Origin of the sequence: Rhodococcus sp. DK176, assembly GCF_038447315.2 — a bacterium.
GTDB lineage: Bacteria > Actinomycetota > Actinomycetes > Mycobacteriales > Mycobacteriaceae > Rhodococcus_F > Rhodococcus_F jostii_A.
Map to the genome: position 1 here is coordinate 7798406 of NZ_CP118321.2, position 16005 is coordinate 7814410.

General features: G+C 66.2%; 14 protein-coding genes. 10 read left to right on the plus strand and 4 right to left on the minus strand.

Annotated elements, in window-relative coordinates; translation table 11 throughout:
* Positions 1–76: 76 nt before the first annotated feature.
* From PSR88_RS36385 to PSR88_RS36415, 7 genes are all read left to right on the plus strand, one after another.
* Positions 77–862: a helix-turn-helix transcriptional regulator gene (locus PSR88_RS36385; RefSeq protein ID WP_009480460.1), complete on the plus strand. Its 786-nt coding sequence runs from the start codon at positions 77–79 to the stop codon at positions 860–862.
* A gap of 94 nt (positions 863–956) precedes the next feature.
* Positions 957–2417 (plus strand): Fe-S cluster assembly protein SufB, encoded by a 1461-nt coding sequence (gene sufB / locus PSR88_RS36390; protein ID WP_009480461.1) that lies wholly within the window; start codon positions 957–959, stop codon positions 2415–2417.
* Positions 2417–3646, plus strand: coding sequence for a Fe-S cluster assembly protein SufD (sufD, locus tag PSR88_RS36395; protein ID WP_009480462.1), 1230 nt, complete (start codon positions 2417–2419; stop codon positions 3644–3646). Before sufB ends, sufD begins: the two co-directional genes overlap by 1 nt.
* Positions 3647–3691: 45 nt before the next feature.
* A complete protein-coding gene (sufC, locus tag PSR88_RS36400) occupies positions 3692–4501 on the plus strand; it encodes a Fe-S cluster assembly ATPase SufC (RefSeq protein ID WP_009480463.1) in 810 nt (269 codons plus the stop codon).
* Between the two features lie 6 nt (positions 4502–4507).
* On the plus strand, positions 4508–5767 hold the full coding sequence (locus PSR88_RS36405) for a cysteine desulfurase (RefSeq protein WP_009480464.1): 1260 nt from the start codon (positions 4508–4510) through the stop codon (positions 5765–5767).
* On the plus strand, positions 5764–6279 hold the full coding sequence (gene sufU, locus PSR88_RS36410) for a Fe-S cluster assembly sulfur transfer protein SufU (RefSeq protein ID WP_009480465.1): 516 nt from the start codon (positions 5764–5766) through the stop codon (positions 6277–6279). The genes PSR88_RS36405 and sufU overlap by 4 nt, the downstream gene beginning before the upstream one ends.
* Positions 6276–6695: a metal-sulfur cluster assembly factor gene (locus PSR88_RS36415; protein ID WP_009480466.1), complete on the plus strand. Its 420-nt coding sequence runs from the start codon at positions 6276–6278 to the stop codon at positions 6693–6695. Before sufU ends, PSR88_RS36415 begins: the two co-directional genes overlap by 4 nt.
* A gap of 66 nt (positions 6696–6761) precedes the next feature.
* Here the strand turns inward: PSR88_RS36415 and PSR88_RS36420 are convergent, their stop codons facing one another.
* Positions 6762–7658, minus strand: coding sequence for a Ku protein (locus PSR88_RS36420; RefSeq protein WP_009480467.1), 897 nt, complete (start codon positions 7656–7658; stop codon positions 6762–6764).
* 31 nt (positions 7659–7689) lie between these two features.
* The gene (locus PSR88_RS36425; RefSeq protein ID WP_029537770.1) at positions 7690–8838 is read right to left on the minus strand and encodes a lycopene cyclase family protein; all 1149 of its coding nucleotides are present in this window, start codon (positions 8836–8838) and stop codon (positions 7690–7692) included.
* Between the two features lie 644 nt (positions 8839–9482).
* Here PSR88_RS36425 and PSR88_RS36430 point away from each other — a divergent pair.
* Both PSR88_RS36430 and PSR88_RS36435 read left to right on the plus strand, forming a co-directional pair.
* Positions 9483–11114 (plus strand): ABC-F family ATP-binding cassette domain-containing protein, encoded by a 1632-nt coding sequence (locus PSR88_RS36430; protein ID WP_009480469.1) that lies wholly within the window; start codon positions 9483–9485, stop codon positions 11112–11114.
* 73 nt (positions 11115–11187) lie between these two features.
* Positions 11188–11403 carry a helix-turn-helix domain-containing protein gene (locus PSR88_RS36435; protein ID WP_005255033.1) on the plus strand — a complete coding sequence of 72 codons (216 nt, stop codon included), beginning with the start codon at positions 11188–11190 and terminating at the stop codon, positions 11401–11403.
* 25 nt (positions 11404–11428) lie between these two features.
* Here PSR88_RS36435 and PSR88_RS36440 read toward each other — a convergent pair whose 3' ends face one another.
* Together PSR88_RS36440 and acnA are read right to left on the minus strand one after the other, a co-directional pair.
* Entirely contained in the window at positions 11429–11995 is a 567-nt protein-coding gene (locus PSR88_RS36440; RefSeq protein WP_009480470.1) for a TetR/AcrR family transcriptional regulator, read from the minus strand.
* A gap of 180 nt (positions 11996–12175) precedes the next feature.
* Positions 12176–14980, minus strand: coding sequence for an aconitate hydratase AcnA (gene acnA, locus PSR88_RS36445; protein WP_009480471.1), 2805 nt, complete (start codon positions 14978–14980; stop codon positions 12176–12178).
* A 305-nt stretch (positions 14981–15285) separates the two neighbouring features.
* Here acnA and PSR88_RS36450 point away from each other — a divergent pair, with 305 nt between their 5' ends.
* Positions 15286–15891 (plus strand): DUF6676 family protein, encoded by a 606-nt coding sequence (locus tag PSR88_RS36450; protein WP_009480472.1) that lies wholly within the window; start codon positions 15286–15288, stop codon positions 15889–15891.
* The last annotated feature ends 114 nt before the right edge of the window (positions 15892–16005 follow it).

Here is a 16005-nt window from a genome sequence, read left to right on the forward strand (position 1 = left end):
CCCAACACAAGCGGTTCGGCCAGTATTCCCGGGGCCGGGCGGCACATAATCACAGGTGTAAGGCAGGGCACCCTTAGTGGACCTGCGATCCGAATTCCGTCACACTGGTGTTGTGAAAACGGAAACGACACCACGTGCAACGACGGAAAGCGCAGTTCACGCGCCTTCCTCGGCGGCGCCTGTCGGAACCGCGTCACCCGTCGCCGTCGGCCACGAAGGCCATACCCGCGCTGCCGTCGTGAAGCTCCTCCTCGAGGAGGGACCGATCACCGCATCGGAAATCGGAACCCGCCTCGGCCTCAGTGCCGCCGGTGTCCGCCGGCACCTCGACGCACTCCTGGACTCCGGTGAGGCGCGCGAGGCGTCCTCCGTCGCCGTGCGTCACCGCGGACGAGGGCGACCCGCCAAATACTTCCAGATCACCGCCAAGGGCCGCGGCAGGCTCGGACACGCGTACGACGACCTCGCCGGCGCGGCCATGCGTCAACTGCGGGAGGTCGGGGGAGACGCTGCGATCACCGATTTCGCTCGTCGCAGAGTCCAGGCGATCGTCGGAAACGTGACCCCGGCCGCCGATCAGAGCGCCGAAGGCCTCGAAACCACCGCCGACGCCATCGCCGACGCGTTCACGACCGCGGGGTTCGCGGCGTCGACACGCCCGGTGGGCAACGGCGTGCAGATCTGCCAGCACCACTGCCCGGTCTCGCACGTGGCCGAGGAGTTCCCGGAACTGTGCGAAGCCGAGCAGGAAGCGTTCGCCCAATTGCTCGGCACCCACGTCCAGCGGCTCGCGACCATCGCGAACGGCGACTGCGCATGCACCACCCACGTTCCACTCGTCCCGCCGTCCGGTCCCAAATAACAACGCTTTCCCGATAGATCCCCTAGTCAGCAACCGTTTTCCACCGGCGACCAGCCCTCGCCGGTCTCGTAACAAGACTCCGGAAGGAGCTCGCATGACCGTCACATCAGACCAGGTGACATCCACTGCGTCGGCCAACGCCGAGCCGCTCACGCAGGAAGAGACCATCGCGTCACTCGGGCATTACGGGTACGGCTGGTCCGATTCCGACGAGGCCGGTGCCAGTGCGCAGCGCGGTCTGTCCGAAGACGTCGTGCGCGACATCTCGGCGAAGAAGAGTGAGCCGGACTGGATGCTCGACATCCGCCTGCGCGCGCTGAAGACCTTCGACAAGAAGCCGATGCCGAACTGGGGTTCGAACCTCGAGGGCATCGACTTCGACAACATCAAGTACTTCGTGCGCTCGAGCGAGAAGCAGGCCGAGAGCTGGGAAGACCTGCCCGAGGACATCAAGAACACGTACGACAAGCTGGGCATCCCCGAGGCAGAGAAGCAGCGCCTCGTCGCCGGTGTCGCGGCTCAGTACGAGTCCGAGGTGGTGTACCACTCGATCCGTGAGGACCTCGAGGCGCAGGGCGTGATCTTCCTCGACACCGATACGGGCCTGAAGCAGCACCCCGAGCTGTTCCGGGAGTACTTCGGCACGGTCATCCCCGCCGGCGACAACAAGTTCTCCGCGCTGAACACCGCGGTGTGGTCGGGTGGCTCCTTCATCTATGTCCCGCCGGGTGTGCACGTCGACATCCCGCTGCAGGCCTACTTCCGCATCAACACGGAGAACATGGGCCAGTTCGAGCGGACCCTGATCATCGTCGACGAGGGCGCCTCGGTGCACTACGTCGAGGGCTGCACGGCGCCGATCTACAAGTCGGACTCCCTGCACTCCGCGGTCGTCGAGATCATCGTGAAGAAGGGCGGCCACTGCCGCTACACGACCATCCAGAACTGGTCGAACAACGTCTACAACCTGGTCACCAAGCGCACCAAGGTCGAGGCAGGCGGATCCATGGAGTGGATCGACGGCAACATCGGGTCGAAGGTCACCATGAAGTACCCGGCCGTCTGGATGATGGGCGAGCACGCCCGCGGCGAGGTTCTCTCCGTGGCATTCGCCGGTGAGGGACAGCACCAGGACACCGGTGCCAAGATGCTGCACCTCGCGCCGTACACGTCGTCGACGATCATCAGCAAGTCGGTGGCACGTGGCGGCGGACGCGCGTCATACCGCGGACTCGTCCAGGTCAACAAGGGTGCTCACGGTTCCAAGTCGACGGTCAAGTGTGACGCGCTGCTGGTCGATCAGATCAGCCGCTCGGACACCTACCCGTACGTCGACATCCGCGAGGACGACGTGACCATGGGCCACGAGGCCACCGTCTCGAAGGTGAGCGACGACCAGCTGTTCTACCTGATGAGCCGCGGGCTCACCGAAGACGAGGCCATGGCCACGGTCGTGCGCGGCTTCGTCGAGCCGATCGCCAAGGAACTCCCGATGGAGTACGCCCTGGAACTGAACCGCCTGATCGAACTGCAGATGGAAGGGGCGGTGGGTTAGTGACCACGCCAGAAACTGGTGTCCAGAATCTCGGAGTCGCGGGAGCCGTCGCAGGCGAGAATCCGCGGATAGCGCGAACCGCCACCGGCTCGCCGATCAAGAACAAGGGTGAGGTCTTCACCTCGTTCGACGTCAACGCCTTCGAGGTCCCGGGTGGTCGCGACGAGGTCTGGCGGTTCACACCGCTGCGCCGACTCCGCGGACTGCACGACGGAACGGCCGTCGCGAACGGCACGGTCACCGTCGACGTCGCCGGTCCGGACTCCGTCCAGGTCGAGACCGTCGGACGAGACGACGACCGGCTGGGCAAGGCCGGCGTGCCCGCCGACCGGGTTGCCGCGCAGGCCTACTCGGGTTTCGAGACGGCCACCGTCGTGACCGTCGGCCGTGAGGTCGAGGTCGCCGAGACCATCAACATCACGGTCACCGGCCCGGGCGAGGACAAGGTTGCCTTCGGGCACCTGCAGATCCGGCTCGACGCCTTCGCGAAGGCGACCGTCGTCATCGACCAGCGCGGCAGCGGCACGTTCGCCGAGAACGTCGAATTCGTTCTCGGCGACAGCGCCCGCCTCACCGTGGTCGCCGTCCAGGACTGGGCGGACGACGCCGTGCACGTCGCGTCGCATCACGCGCGGCTGGGCCGTGACGCGGTGCTCCGCCACAACGCGATCAGCCTCGGCGGCGACCTCGTCCGCCTGTCCGCGACAGTCAAGTACGACGGCCCGGGCGGCGACGCCGAACTGCTCGGCCTGTACTTCGCCGACGCCGGACAGCACTTCGAGCAGCGACTGCTGGTGGATCACTCGCAGCCGCACTGCAAGTCCAACGTGGTCTACAAGGGCGCCCTGCAGGGTGATCCGAATTCGGGCAAGCCCGACGCCCACACCGTGTGGATCGGCGACGTGCTGATCCGCGCCGCGGCCGAAGGTACCGACACGTTCGAGCTGAACCGCAATCTCGTCCTGACGGACGGTGCACGCGCCGACTCGGTACCGAACCTGGAGATCGAGACCGGTGAGATCGTGGGTGCCGGCCACGCCAGCGCCACGGGACGATTCGACGACGAGCAGTTGTTCTACCTGCGCGCCCGCGGAATCCCCGAAGATGCGGCACGGCGACTCGTCGTGCGCGGGTTCTTCCACGAGATCATCAACAAGATCGCCGTCGCCGAGATTCGCGAGCGCCTCGAGGCAGCTGTCGAGGCCGAACTCGCCGCAGTCGGCGTGTGACCCGAGCCGCCGGACCACTACTTCCCATTTCTTCGAAGGATCACAATGTCTACCCCTGACGCTTCCACCCCCGAAATCTCGGTCCTGGAAATCAAGGACCTGCACGTCGACGTCGCGAACACCGACGAGAACGCTGACCCGATCAACATCCTCAAGGGTGTGAACCTGACGGTTCGTTCCGGCGAGACCCACGCGATCATGGGACCCAACGGGTCCGGCAAGTCGACGCTGTCGTACGCCATCGCGGGTCACCCCAAGTACCAGATCACCTCGGGCACCATCACCCTCAACGGTGAGAACGTCCTCGAGATGAGCGTCGACGAGCGTGCCCGCGCCGGACTGTTCCTCGCGATGCAGTACCCCGTCGAGGTTCCCGGCGTCTCCATGTCCAACTTCCTGCGCACCGCGGCCACCGCAGTCCGCGGCGAGGCCCCGAAGCTCCGTCACTGGGTGAAGGAAGTCAAGGAAGCGCTGACCGAGCTGGACATCGACCCCTCGTTCGGCGAGCGCAGCGTCAACGAAGGCTTCTCCGGTGGTGAGAAGAAGCGCCACGAGATCCTGCAGCTCGGTCTCCTGAAGCCGAAGATCGCGATCCTCGACGAGACCGACTCCGGTCTCGACGTCGACGCCCTGCGCGTCGTCTCCGAGGGCGTGAACCGCTACAAGGAGCGCCAGCACGGCGGAATCCTGTTGATCACGCACTACACGCGCATCCTCCGATACATCAAGCCGGAGTACGTCCACGTGTTCGTCGGCGGTCGTGTCGTCGAGTCGGGCGGACCGGAACTGGCCGACGAGCTCGAGGCGAAGGGCTACGAGCGCTTCACCCAGGCTGCAGCAACGCAAGGAGCATAAACGCAGATGACCACCTCGGTGCGCGTGTTCGACGTCACCCGGATCCGGGAGGACTTCCCGATCCTGGCGCGTACGGTCCGCGACGGAAAACCGCTGGTGTACCTCGATTCGGGCGCGACGTCGCAGCGCCCGAACCAGGTGCTCGACGCCGAGAGGGAGTTCCTCACCACCTGTAACGCGGCCGTGCACCGAGGCGCTCACCAACTCGCCGAAGAGGCCACCGACGCGTACGAGAACGCGCGCGCGGCGATCGCCGCGTTCGTCGGTGCCGACAGCGACGAACTCGTGTTCACCAAGAACGCGACGGAATCGCTGAATCTCGTCACCCACGTCCTCGGCGACGACCGCTTCGAGCGGCACCTCGGCCCCGGCGACGAGATCGTCATCACCGAACTCGAGCATCACGCCAATCTCGTGCCGTGGCAGGAACTCGCGCGCAGTACCGGTGCGACGCTGCGCTGGTACGGCGTCACCGACGACGGCCGGATCGATCTCGATTCGCTCGAGCTGACCGACGCCGTCAAGGTCGTGGCGTTCACCCATCAGTCCAACGTCACCGGGGCGGTGGCACCCGTCGAGGAATTGGTGCGTCGCGCCCGCGCGGTCGGTGCGCTGGTGGTACTCGACGCGTGCCAGTCGGTCCCGCACATGGCGGTGGACTTCCACGCGCTCGGCGTGGACTACGCGGCCTTCTCGGGGCACAAGATGCTCGGCCCGTCCGGCGTCGGTGTCCTGTACGGACGCCGCGAACTGCTGAACGCGATGCCGCCGTTCATCACCGGTGGTTCGATGATCGAGACCGTCACGATGGAACGCACCACCTACGCGCCGCCGCCACAGCGGTTCGAGGCGGGCGTTCCGATGACGTCGCAGGTGGTCGGGCTCGGCGCAGCAGTCCGGTATCTCGAGGAGATCGGGATGGACGCGGTCGCGGCGCACGAGCACACCCTGGTCGAGGCGGCACTGGCGGCGCTCGGTGCCATCGACGGCGTGCACATCATCGGACCCACGACGGCCGAGGACCGCGGCGGGGCCGTGTCGTTCGTGGTCGACGGGATCCACGCACACGATCTCGGTCAGATCCTCGACGACGAGGGGGTCGCCATCCGCGTCGGCCACCACTGCGCCTGGCCCCTGCACCGTCGTTTCGGTGTCGCGGCCACGGCGAGGGCGTCGTTCGCGCTGTACAACACGGTCGACGAGATCGACGCGCTCGCGGCGGCGGTGCGGCGCGCACAGGAGTTCTTCGGGGAGGTTCCTGCATGAGAATGGAACAGATGTACCAGGAAGTGATCCTGGACCACTACAAGCATCCCCACGGCCGCGGCCTGCGCGAACCGTTCGGCGCAGAAGTACACCACGTCAATCCCACGTGCGGTGACGAAGTGACGCTGCGTGTGCAGCTCGCCGACGACGGCACCGTCGTGGATGTGTCGTACGACGGCCAGGGCTGTTCCATCAGCCAGGCGTCGACATCGGTGCTCACCGATCAGGTGGTGGGGATGCCCGTCGAGCAGGCCCTGCAGACCGTTACCGCATTCAACGAGATGGTCAGCAGCCGCGGTACCGTCGAGGGGGACGAGGACGTCCTCGGGGACGGCATCGCCTTCGTCGGCGTCTCGAAGTACCCGGCTCGCGTGAAGTGTGCGCTACTGGGATGGATGGCATTCAAGGACGCGGTTGTTCAAATAGTGGACGACCGGGTCGTGGACGAACGGGATTCGGCCGTTCCGACAGCAGACGGCGAACCAGCTCGAATCGGAGGACAGGCATCATGAGCGAGACGCAGACGCCGGAGGCGGACGCCACGGCCGTACCGGAGCAGGCGACGGCCGACCAAGGCGGCGAGACCGCCACCGCCGCGTCGGGTGCGATTACCGACCCGAAACGCCTCGAGGAGCTCGAGGAGGCGATGCGTGACGTCGTCGACCCCGAACTCGGCATCAACGTCGTCGACCTCGGTCTCGTGTACGGGATCACCGAGGAAGAGGACGTCGTGACCCTCGACATGACGCTCACGTCGGCGGCCTGCCCGCTGACCGATGTCATCGAGGACCAGTCGCGGGGCGCGCTCGTGCGCAGCGGTCTGTGCAACGAACTGAAGATCAACTGGGTGTGGCTCCCGCCGTGGGGCCCCGACAAGATCACCGAGGACGGCCGCGAGCAGTTGCGCGCGCTCGGCTTCACGGTCTGACCACCCACCACGGGTAACGCGGAGGGGCTCGGCGAGATGCATCTCGCCGAGCCCCTCCGCGTCGGTTCAGGCGCGCTTGCGTTCCGAACTGGATGATTTCGCTGTGGCCTTCTTCGCCGCCGTCTTGGCCGGAGCTTTCTTCGCCGGCTTCTTCTTGGCCGGTGCGGCCTTCTTCCCGGCGGCGTCGACGCTGCGCTGCAGGGCCGCCACCAGATCCACCACTTCGGCGTCCTCGCCGCTCTTCTCGACCTCGGCGACGGGGATGACCTTCTTGCCGCCCGACTCGATCATCTCGTCGAGCAGTTCACGCAACTGCACCTGGTAGTCGTCGGTGAATTCGGTGGGGTCGAAGTCGTCGGCCATGCTGTCGACGAGCGTCTCGGCCATCGCGAGTTCCTTCGCCTTCGGCTTGTCGACGCCGTCGAGCGAGGAGAACTCGGCGACGCGTACCTCGTCCGGCCACAGCAGCGTCTGGATCACCAGCACCCCGTCGCGTGACCGCATCGCGGCCAGTCGGGTGCGCTGCCGGAGGGTGAAGTGGACGAGGGCTGTGCGGTCGCTGTTCTCGAGGGCAGTCGCGAGAAGGACATACGCCTTCGGAGAGCTGGAATCCGGTTCGAGGAAGTAACTCTTCTCGAACAGAATGGGATCGATCTGTTCGGTCGGCACGAATTGCAGAACGGGAATCTCGTGTTTCTCGGCGGCAGGCAGTTTCCCGAAATCATCGTCCGTCAACACCACGCGCACGCCGTCGTCGGAGTCGTAGGCCTTGTCGATATCGGCGTATTGGACGACGTTGCCGCATTCGGAGCAGACGCGGTTGTATTTGATCCGGCCGCCGTCCTTGGCATGGACCTGGTGAAACCTGATGTCGTGATCCTCGGTTGCCGAATAGACCTTGACCGGCACATTCACGAGTCCGAACGCTATCGAGCCCTTCCATATCGACCGCATGCGTTCCATGATGGTCTCCTTTTCGCGTTCGCGCGACAGTTCATCGAACTTCCCGGCGAAGCGTCGAACGGAGAATCACACTGCGGATATCGCCGGAGGATGCCCGAAACATCCGCCCCATTGCCGACAGGGTGCCGCGCGGATTCGATCGTTCAGATAGATATGCCGCCTGGAGTTGTGGCGGCAGATCGAAGAAATGCTCGAAGAATTCGGGGACGTGTTCCGCATCCAGATTCAGGAGGACGCGGAGACCAACCGACCGCAGGGACGCGACGGTGCGGGCCTTCCACGACCACAGTCGCGCGTTCGAACCGTCACGAAGATCGCGGGCTAGAACATCTGCGCACAGGAGCGACGCTGCGACGCTGTAGCCCGTTCCGGGGTGCATCAACCCGGCGCGGGCCCCGAAGCGCACCTGATCCGAGCTGTGGGCACGACCCGCCTCGGGAGGTGGCTCGACGGCGAATCTGACTCTCTCGACGTCCGAATGGGACGGCGCGGTGACGCCCCGCTGTCGGAGTCGGTCGTGGAGTCGGGTGGCGAGTTCCGAGATCGGGAGTGGCGGGCGACCGACCAGGCAGGTCTCTTCGAGCAGGAACCGGTCGTGCGCGAGCGGAACCCCGTAGAGGAAGGACGGCGCGTCCGAGGGTGATGTGCCGTTGTCGCGGCGCCAGTCCATGAACACCGCGGCCTCGCCGGCGAGCGCATGTGCGGCCGTGTCGGGGTCCACCACGACGCCGTATGCCGTCTGCTGGGCGAGGTCGGGGCTGTCGCCGGTGCCGCGGGCGTCGACGACGACATGCGCCTCCAGCGTGGACCCTCCGTCCAGCTGGACGGAGGTGGGGGAGAGGTCCACGGCTCTGCCTGGGAGAACAGTTCCACATTCCCTACTGAGTATTGATTGCAGTAAGGGTGTATTCAAAACACAATAGGTGCGATCGATGATGTGGCGACGTGTCGTCCAGGCTGCCGGGCGAGAAGTTCTCGTTTCGACCGCGTCCCTCGGGAGCCAGCTGGGGAGCTCGTCTTCCCACGCCGCGTACGTCGCGGTCCACGATCTGCGGGGGAGTGGGTCGACCGAGACGACCGTCGCACCGAGAGCCGTGGCCCTGTGTGCCAGGGCGCGGCCGGCAGGCCCGAGGCCCACGATCGCAACGTCCCAGATCGCTGGGCGGGGAGATGCTGTCACGCAGCAAGCCTGACACGGGGGCCGAGATCCCTGTCGAAACAAGCCTCCGTTCCAAAGTCAGACCCGGACGGAACTACAATATTTACCGAACTCATCGTCGTACACTCCGAATGGCTCGGGGGAGTGGGGCTCCACCCGGCGCACGTCGCGCTCCCGTCGACTCGCCACGGCCGGCCCGGACCAGTGGGGGCGTTGAGGGGAGTGCTGACGCGTGGCCCGGCTAAGCGGGCGTGGGGGAGCGCGGTGCGTTGGACGAGATGCAATTGCGCGGGGCGGGGAACCCGGATGCGCCTGCGAGGTCCCGAAACATGCCGGTCGCGCTTCCCGGTCCACCAGGTTGGGAGTCGGTGTACTGAGTCGGGCCCGGACGGAACATCCTAGTTTCCCGAACTACCGTGGTGGCATTCACTCATCCCACCAACCGTCGTCACCGCAGCGCACACCTCGCGACTGCATCACACCCGATCGCCAGGCCGACGACGAAGAGGCCAGAGGCTTTCTACGAGCGGATACGGCCGCGAACGTTAGCGGGATCACTGGCGGGCGTGTTCCGAGTCGCCGGCGGTCGGGTAAAATTGCTGGTTCGTGTGTTCTTTGCGCAGTTTTTCTCATTCAACGCGAGCGTCATTTTCCTAGGAGTCTTGTTGATCACCGCTACCGACCTGGAAGTTCGAGCTGGAGTGCGGACGTTGCTGTCCGCGCCCGGGCCGGCTTTGCGGGTGCAGCCCGGCGACCGCATCGGGCTGGTCGGCCGCAACGGTGCCGGCAAGACGACCACCCTCCGCATTCTCGCGGGGGAGGGGGAGCCGTATGCGGGTGCCGTGGTGCGCACCGGCGACCTCGGATACCTCCCGCAGGACCCGAAAGAAGGCGACCTCGACGTCCTCGCGAAGGACCGCGTGTTGTCCGCGCGCGGCCTCGACGCGCTGCTGCGGGACATGGAGAAGCAGCAGATCCTGATGTCGGAGGTCGTCGACGACGCCGAGCGCGACAAGGCGGTGCGCAAGTACGGCAATCTCGAGGACCGCTTCTCGGCCCTCGGGGGGTACGAGGCAGAGAGCGAAGCCGCACGCATCTGCAACAGCCTCGGCCTGGCCGACCGCATCCTCGGTCAGCAGCTGCACACCCTGTCGGGTGGTCAGCGCCGCCGTGTCGAACTGGCGCGCATCCTGTTCGCGGCATCGGACGGTAGCGGCGGACGGTCGGACACGACCCTTCTGCTCGACGAGCCGACCAACCACCTCGACGCCGACTCGATCACCTGGCTGCGGGGATTCCTGCAGAACCACGAGGGTGGTCTGATCGTGATCAGCCACGACGTCGATCTGCTCAACGACGTCGTGAACCGGGTGTGGTTCCTCGACGCCGTGCGCGGCGAGGCCGACGTGTACAACATGAGCTGGAAGAAGTACCTCGACGCCCGCGCGACCGACGAACAGCGTCGTCGCCGTGAGCGCGCCAATGCGGAAAAGAAGGCCGGTGCGCTGCGCGCGCAGGCCGCGAAGCTCGGCGCGAAGGCCACCAAGGCGGTGGCGGCGCAGAACATGGCGAAGCGCGCCGACAAGCTGATGTCCGACCTCGACGCGGAACGCGTGTCCGACAAGGTGGCCCGGATCCGGTTCCCCGAGCCGGCCGCGTGCGGCAAGACTCCGCTGATGGCGGAGAACCTGACCAAGGTTTACGGTTCGCTCGAGATCTTCACCGGAGTGGACCTCGCGATCGACCGTGGGTCACGCGTCGTCGTGCTCGGTCTCAACGGTGCCGGTAAGACGACGCTGCTGCGCATTCTCGGCGGCGTCGAGACGCCGGACGCGGGCGGACTCGTTCCCGGACACGGGCTGAAGATCGGCTACTTTGCGCAGGAGCACGACACACTCGACGACAACGCGTCGGTGTGGGAGAACATTCGCCACGCGGCCCCCGACACGGGGGAGCAGGAGCTGCGTTCGCTGCTCGGTGCGTTCATGTTCACCGGGCCGCAGCTCGAGCAGCCCGCGGGCACCCTGTCCGGTGGTGAGAAGACGCGTCTCGCGCTCGCGGGTCTCGTGTCGTCCGCGGCGAACGTCCTGCTGCTCGACGAGCCGACGAACAACCTCGACCCCGTTTCCCGCGAGCAGGTGCTGGACGCGCTCCGCAGCTACACCGGTGCCGTCGTGCTGGTGACACACGACCCGGGTGCGGCCGAGGCACTCGACCCGGAACGGGTCATTCTCCTGCCCGACGGCACGGAGGACCACTGGTCGCAGGACTACCTGGAACTGATCCAGCTCGCCTGAGCACTGCGCGTAGATATCGCCGTCGCGGGGCTCTACCGTGGAAACCACCGTCGCTCGCCGACTGGAGGAGTTCATGGCTGACATCGGGGTCTTCGCCAAGAGCGCTCGGATCACGGGACCGTCGCGCGCCGATCTGCAGGCGGAGCTGAAGGAGCGCTACCAGGCCGGAGCGAGTATTCGTTCCCTCGCCCGTGAAATGGGGAGATCGTACGGATTCGTCCGCAACATTCTTGCGGAGTCCGAGGTGGAGCTCCGCGGACGAGGCGGAGCTCACCGTCGCAAGACCTGACCGGTGTCGGTGGGGGAGTGCGGTGTCAGTCGCGGCGTCGGACGGATTCCTCGACGAGGTCGAGCACGGCCGACAGGTTGTCGCCGGCGTGCCCGGAGGCGATGCGTGCGACGAGGCCGTCGAGAACCAGGTCCAGGTAGCCGATCAGGACGTCGGTCGGTACGTCGTCGCGGAGGCGGCCCGCGGACTTCTGCCGCGCGAGGCGCGCCATGGTCGCCTCGGTGAGTTCCGCCGACCGCTGTGACCAGCTTCTGCGGAAGTCGGGATCGTTCCGCAGCCGCCGGGCGATCTCGAGCCGGGTTCCCAGCCAGTCGAACTGTTCGGGCTGGGCGAGCATGTCCCGCATCACCTGGACGAGGCCCTCGTGGGCGACGACGTCCGCCATCCTGGTCGCGTCCTCGTGGGCGAGCGCCAGGAACAAGCCGTCCTTGTCCTTGAAGTGATGGAAGATCGCCCCGCGTGACAGTCCGGTCACTTCTTCGAGCCGGCGGACGGTGGCGCCGTCGTAGCCGTATTCGGCAAAGCAGCGGCGGGCGCCGTCGAGGATCTGACTGCGCCGTGCCGCGAGATGGTCTTCACTGACCTTGGGCAAAGGCTTCCTCCTTCGTCGTTCGCCTGTGCGCGTTTCGGCCCTTCGCGAGAAAGGTCACCTCATGCACTAAGCGCGCACGACCATGTGTCCGGGACGGTGAGATCCGCTCGAAGATGGTCGTGCGCGCTTAGTGCCTGTCCTGGCCGAAAACGCGCACAGGCGCGGTAGCGCCTAGAGCGCCTAGCCCTTGATCATGTTGCGGAGCACGTACTGCAGGATGCCGCCGTTGCGGTAGTAGTCGGCCTCGCCGGGCGTGTCGATGCGCACGACCGCGTCGAAGACGACCTTCTCACCGTTCTCGCGGGTTGCCGTGACCTTGACGGTCTTCGGCGTGACACCCTCGTTGAGCTTTTCGACGCCTTCGATGTCGAAGACCTCGGTGCCGTCCAGCTTCAGCGACGCAGCGGACTCGCCGGCCGGGAACTGCAGCGGCACGACGCCCATGCCGATGAGGTTGGAGCGGTGGATGCGCTCGAACGACTCGGTGATGACGGCCTTGACGCCGAGGAGGCTGGTGCCCTTGGCGGCCCAGTCACGGGACGATCCGGAGCCGTACTCCTTGCCGCCCAGCACGACCAGCGGGATGCCGGCCTTCTGGTAGTTCTGCGACGCGTCGTAGATGAACGCCTGCGGGCCGCCGTCCTGGGTGAAGTCGCGGGTGTAGCCACCGGAGACGTCGTCGAGGAGCTGGTTGCGCAGACGGATGTTCGCGAACGTGCCGCGGATCATCACCTCGTGGTTGCCGCGACGCGAGCCGTAGGAGTTGTAGTCCTTGCGGTCGATGCCGTTCGCGTCCAGGTACTGCGACGCGGGCGTTCCGGCCTTGATGTTGCCTGCCGGGGAGATGTGGTCCGTGGTGACCGAGTCGCCGAGCAGCGCGAGCACGCGGGCGCCCTTGATGTCGCTGACCGGGGTCGGCTCCTTCGGCATGCCGTCGAAGTAGGGTGGCTTCCGCACGTAGGTGGAGTTGGCGTCCCACTCGAAGGTCTTGCCCTCCGGGGTGGGCAGTCCACGCCAGCGCTCGTCGCCCTTGAAGACGTCCGCGTAACCCTTGACGTACATCTCCTGGCTGATCGAGGAGTTGATGGTCTCCTGGATCTCCTGGGGAGAGGGCCAGATGTCCTTCAGGAACACGTCGTTGCCGTCGGCGTCCTGGCCGAGGGCGTCGTGCTCGAAGTCGAAGTCCATGGTGCCGGCGAGGGCGTACGCGATGACCAGCGGCGGGGAAGCCAGGTAGTTCATCTTCACGTCGGGGGAGATGCGTCCCTCGAAGTTGCGGTTACCAGACAGCACCGCGGTGGCGGTGAGGTCGTTGTCCTGGATCGCCTGCGAGATCTGTTCGTCCAGCGGGCCGGAGTTGCCGATGCAGGTGGCGCAGCCGTAGCCGACGAGGTAGAAGCCGAGCTTCTCCAGGTACGGCCAGAGGCCGGACTTGTTGTAGTAGTCGGTGACGACCTGCGAACCGGGTGCCATGGAGGTCTTGACCCACGGCTTGGCGGACAGGCCCTTCTCGACGGCGTTGCGGGCGAGCAGGGCGGCGCCGAGCATGACCGACGGGTTGGACGTGTTGGTGCAGGAGGTGATCGACGCGATCACGACCGCACCGTGGTCGAGGATGAACTCGCCCTTGTCCTCGGACAGGACCTTGACCGGCTTGGTCGGGCGTCCCTCGGCTCCGTTGGCGGCCGACTGCACGTCGACGGCGCCGTCGTCGGCGAACGACAGGGCGGCGGGATCGCTCGCGGGGAACGACTCCTCGACGGCCTCGTCGAGCTGCGAGTGACCCGTGGGGTGGTGCTCCTCCACGTAGTTGTGGATGTCCTTGCGGAACGCGTTCTTCGAGTCCGACAACAGGATTCGGTCCTGCGGGCGCTTCGGGCCTGCGATGGACGGAACCACGTCACCGAGGTCCAGTTCGAGGTACTCGGAGTACTCGGGCTCGTGGTCGGCGTCGTGCCAGAGACCCTGTTCCTTCGCGTACGCCTCGACGAGGGCGAGCTGCTCCTCGGTGCGGCCGGTCAGGCGGAGGTAGCTGACGGTCTCGGCGTCGATCGGGAAGATCGCGGCGGTGGAACCGAACTCGGGGCTCATGTTGCCGAGCGTCGCGCGGTTGGCCAGCGGAACCTCGGCGACACCCTTGCCGTAGAACTCGACGAACTTGCCGACGACGCCGTGCTTGCGGAGCATGTCGGTGACGGTGAGGACCACGTCGGTGGCGGTGACGCCGGGCTTGATCTCACCGGTCAGCTTGAAGCCGACGACGCGCGGGATCAGCATGGAGACGGGCTGGCCGAGCATGGCGGCCTCGGCCTCGATGCCGCCGACGCCCCAGCCCAGCACGCCCAGGCCGTTGACCATGGTGGTGTGCGAGTCGGTGCCGACGCAGGTGTCGGGGTACGCCTGGCCGTTGCGGACCATGATCGTCCGGGCCAGGTGCTCGATGTTGACCTGGTGGACGATGCCGGTGCCCGGGGGGACGACCTTGAAGTCGTCGAACGCGCCCTGGCCCCAGCGGAGGAACTGGTAGCGCTCACCGTTGCGGGAGTATTCGATCTCGACGTTGCGCTCGAAGGCGTCTGCGCGGCCGGCGACGTCGATGATGACCGAGTGGTCGATGACCATTTCGGCGGGTGCGAGGGGGTTCACCTTGTTCGGGTCGCCGCCGAGTGCGGTGACCGCTTCACGCATGGTGGCGAGGTCCACGATGCAGGGGACGCCGGTGAAGTCCTGCATGATCACGCGGGCAGGCGTGAACTGGATCTCGACGTTCGGGTCGGCCGAGGGATCCCAGCTCGCGATGGCGCGAATGTGGTCGGCGGTGATGTTCGCGCCGTCCTCGGTGCGAAGCAGGTTCTCGGCGAGAACCTTCAGTGCATAGGGCAATTTTTCGGTGCCGGGCACGGCCGAGAGGCGGAAGATCTCGTAGGAGTTCTCACCGACCTCGAGGGTGCCTTTGGCGCCGAACGAATCAATACTCGTGCTCACGTCAGCTCCACTCGTCTATGAGGGTCGCCGCCGACGGGGCTGTGTCGACGGCTGCAGGCACTGCGGGCACGGCTGATCCGTGTGCGCTGTCGTGCTAGCGATGACGGAATCGGCCCATACCGCGGTACCTCCGATAGTCTAACAGTACGCTTGTCCTGTGAGAATTCGGGGCGGATCGAGCGTGGACCCCCCGGCGATTCTGCTCGACTCCGATGCGGGACGCGCGCGGACGGAACGGAACTTCGGGGACTCCTCACGTAGTGTTCACGCGAGGCTTACGTTCCTACAGCAAACCCGGATGAGAGATGCCTGCCCCTATCGCCACCGCACTTCCTGCCAGTGTCATGCTCCCCGTCCAGTCGGCCCTCCCGTTGTCGACGGACCTTCCGGAAGACATCGACGTCTCCGACGTGGTCGCGGACGTGTCCGACGACGGCGTGTCGGCGCCGTCCGACGAGGCGAGTGACCTCGCCGCCGTGGTCGATCGCGCGGCCGACCACGGGATCAAGCTGAGCATCGTGGTGCTGGACGAGGATCCCGGCCGCGATTCGCAGCTGCGCGACCTCGCGACCGAGGTCGGGGCGGAAGAGGGCGGCACCGTTCTGGTGCTGAGTCCCAGCTGGGTCGGCACGTACAGCGATTCGATCAGCCGGGTCCTGCTCGAATCGGGTCAGGACCGCACCTACACCGGCGATGCGGTGGTCTCCGCCAATCACTTCGTCGACGAGGTGATCGAGCCGGGACCCCCGTGGGCCTTGTTCACGGCCGTCATCGTCGCGATCGTCGTGATCGCGTCGGGCGCCACGTTCTTCGCGAAATCGCGCCGCAGGTCCGGATCGCGTGACGACACCGCGGAAAAGGGCGACAACGCCGCGGGGGCCGGCACGTCGTACGAGCGACAGAAGCCCTGACGCCTCCCGAATTTCCGGGATAACTCGGCGGCAATTTTCACGATTCGCCCGACTGTGGCCGCTGCCTGCGTCGATGCGCGTAAATAGCGCCGACGATTCACAGTTCGACATTTC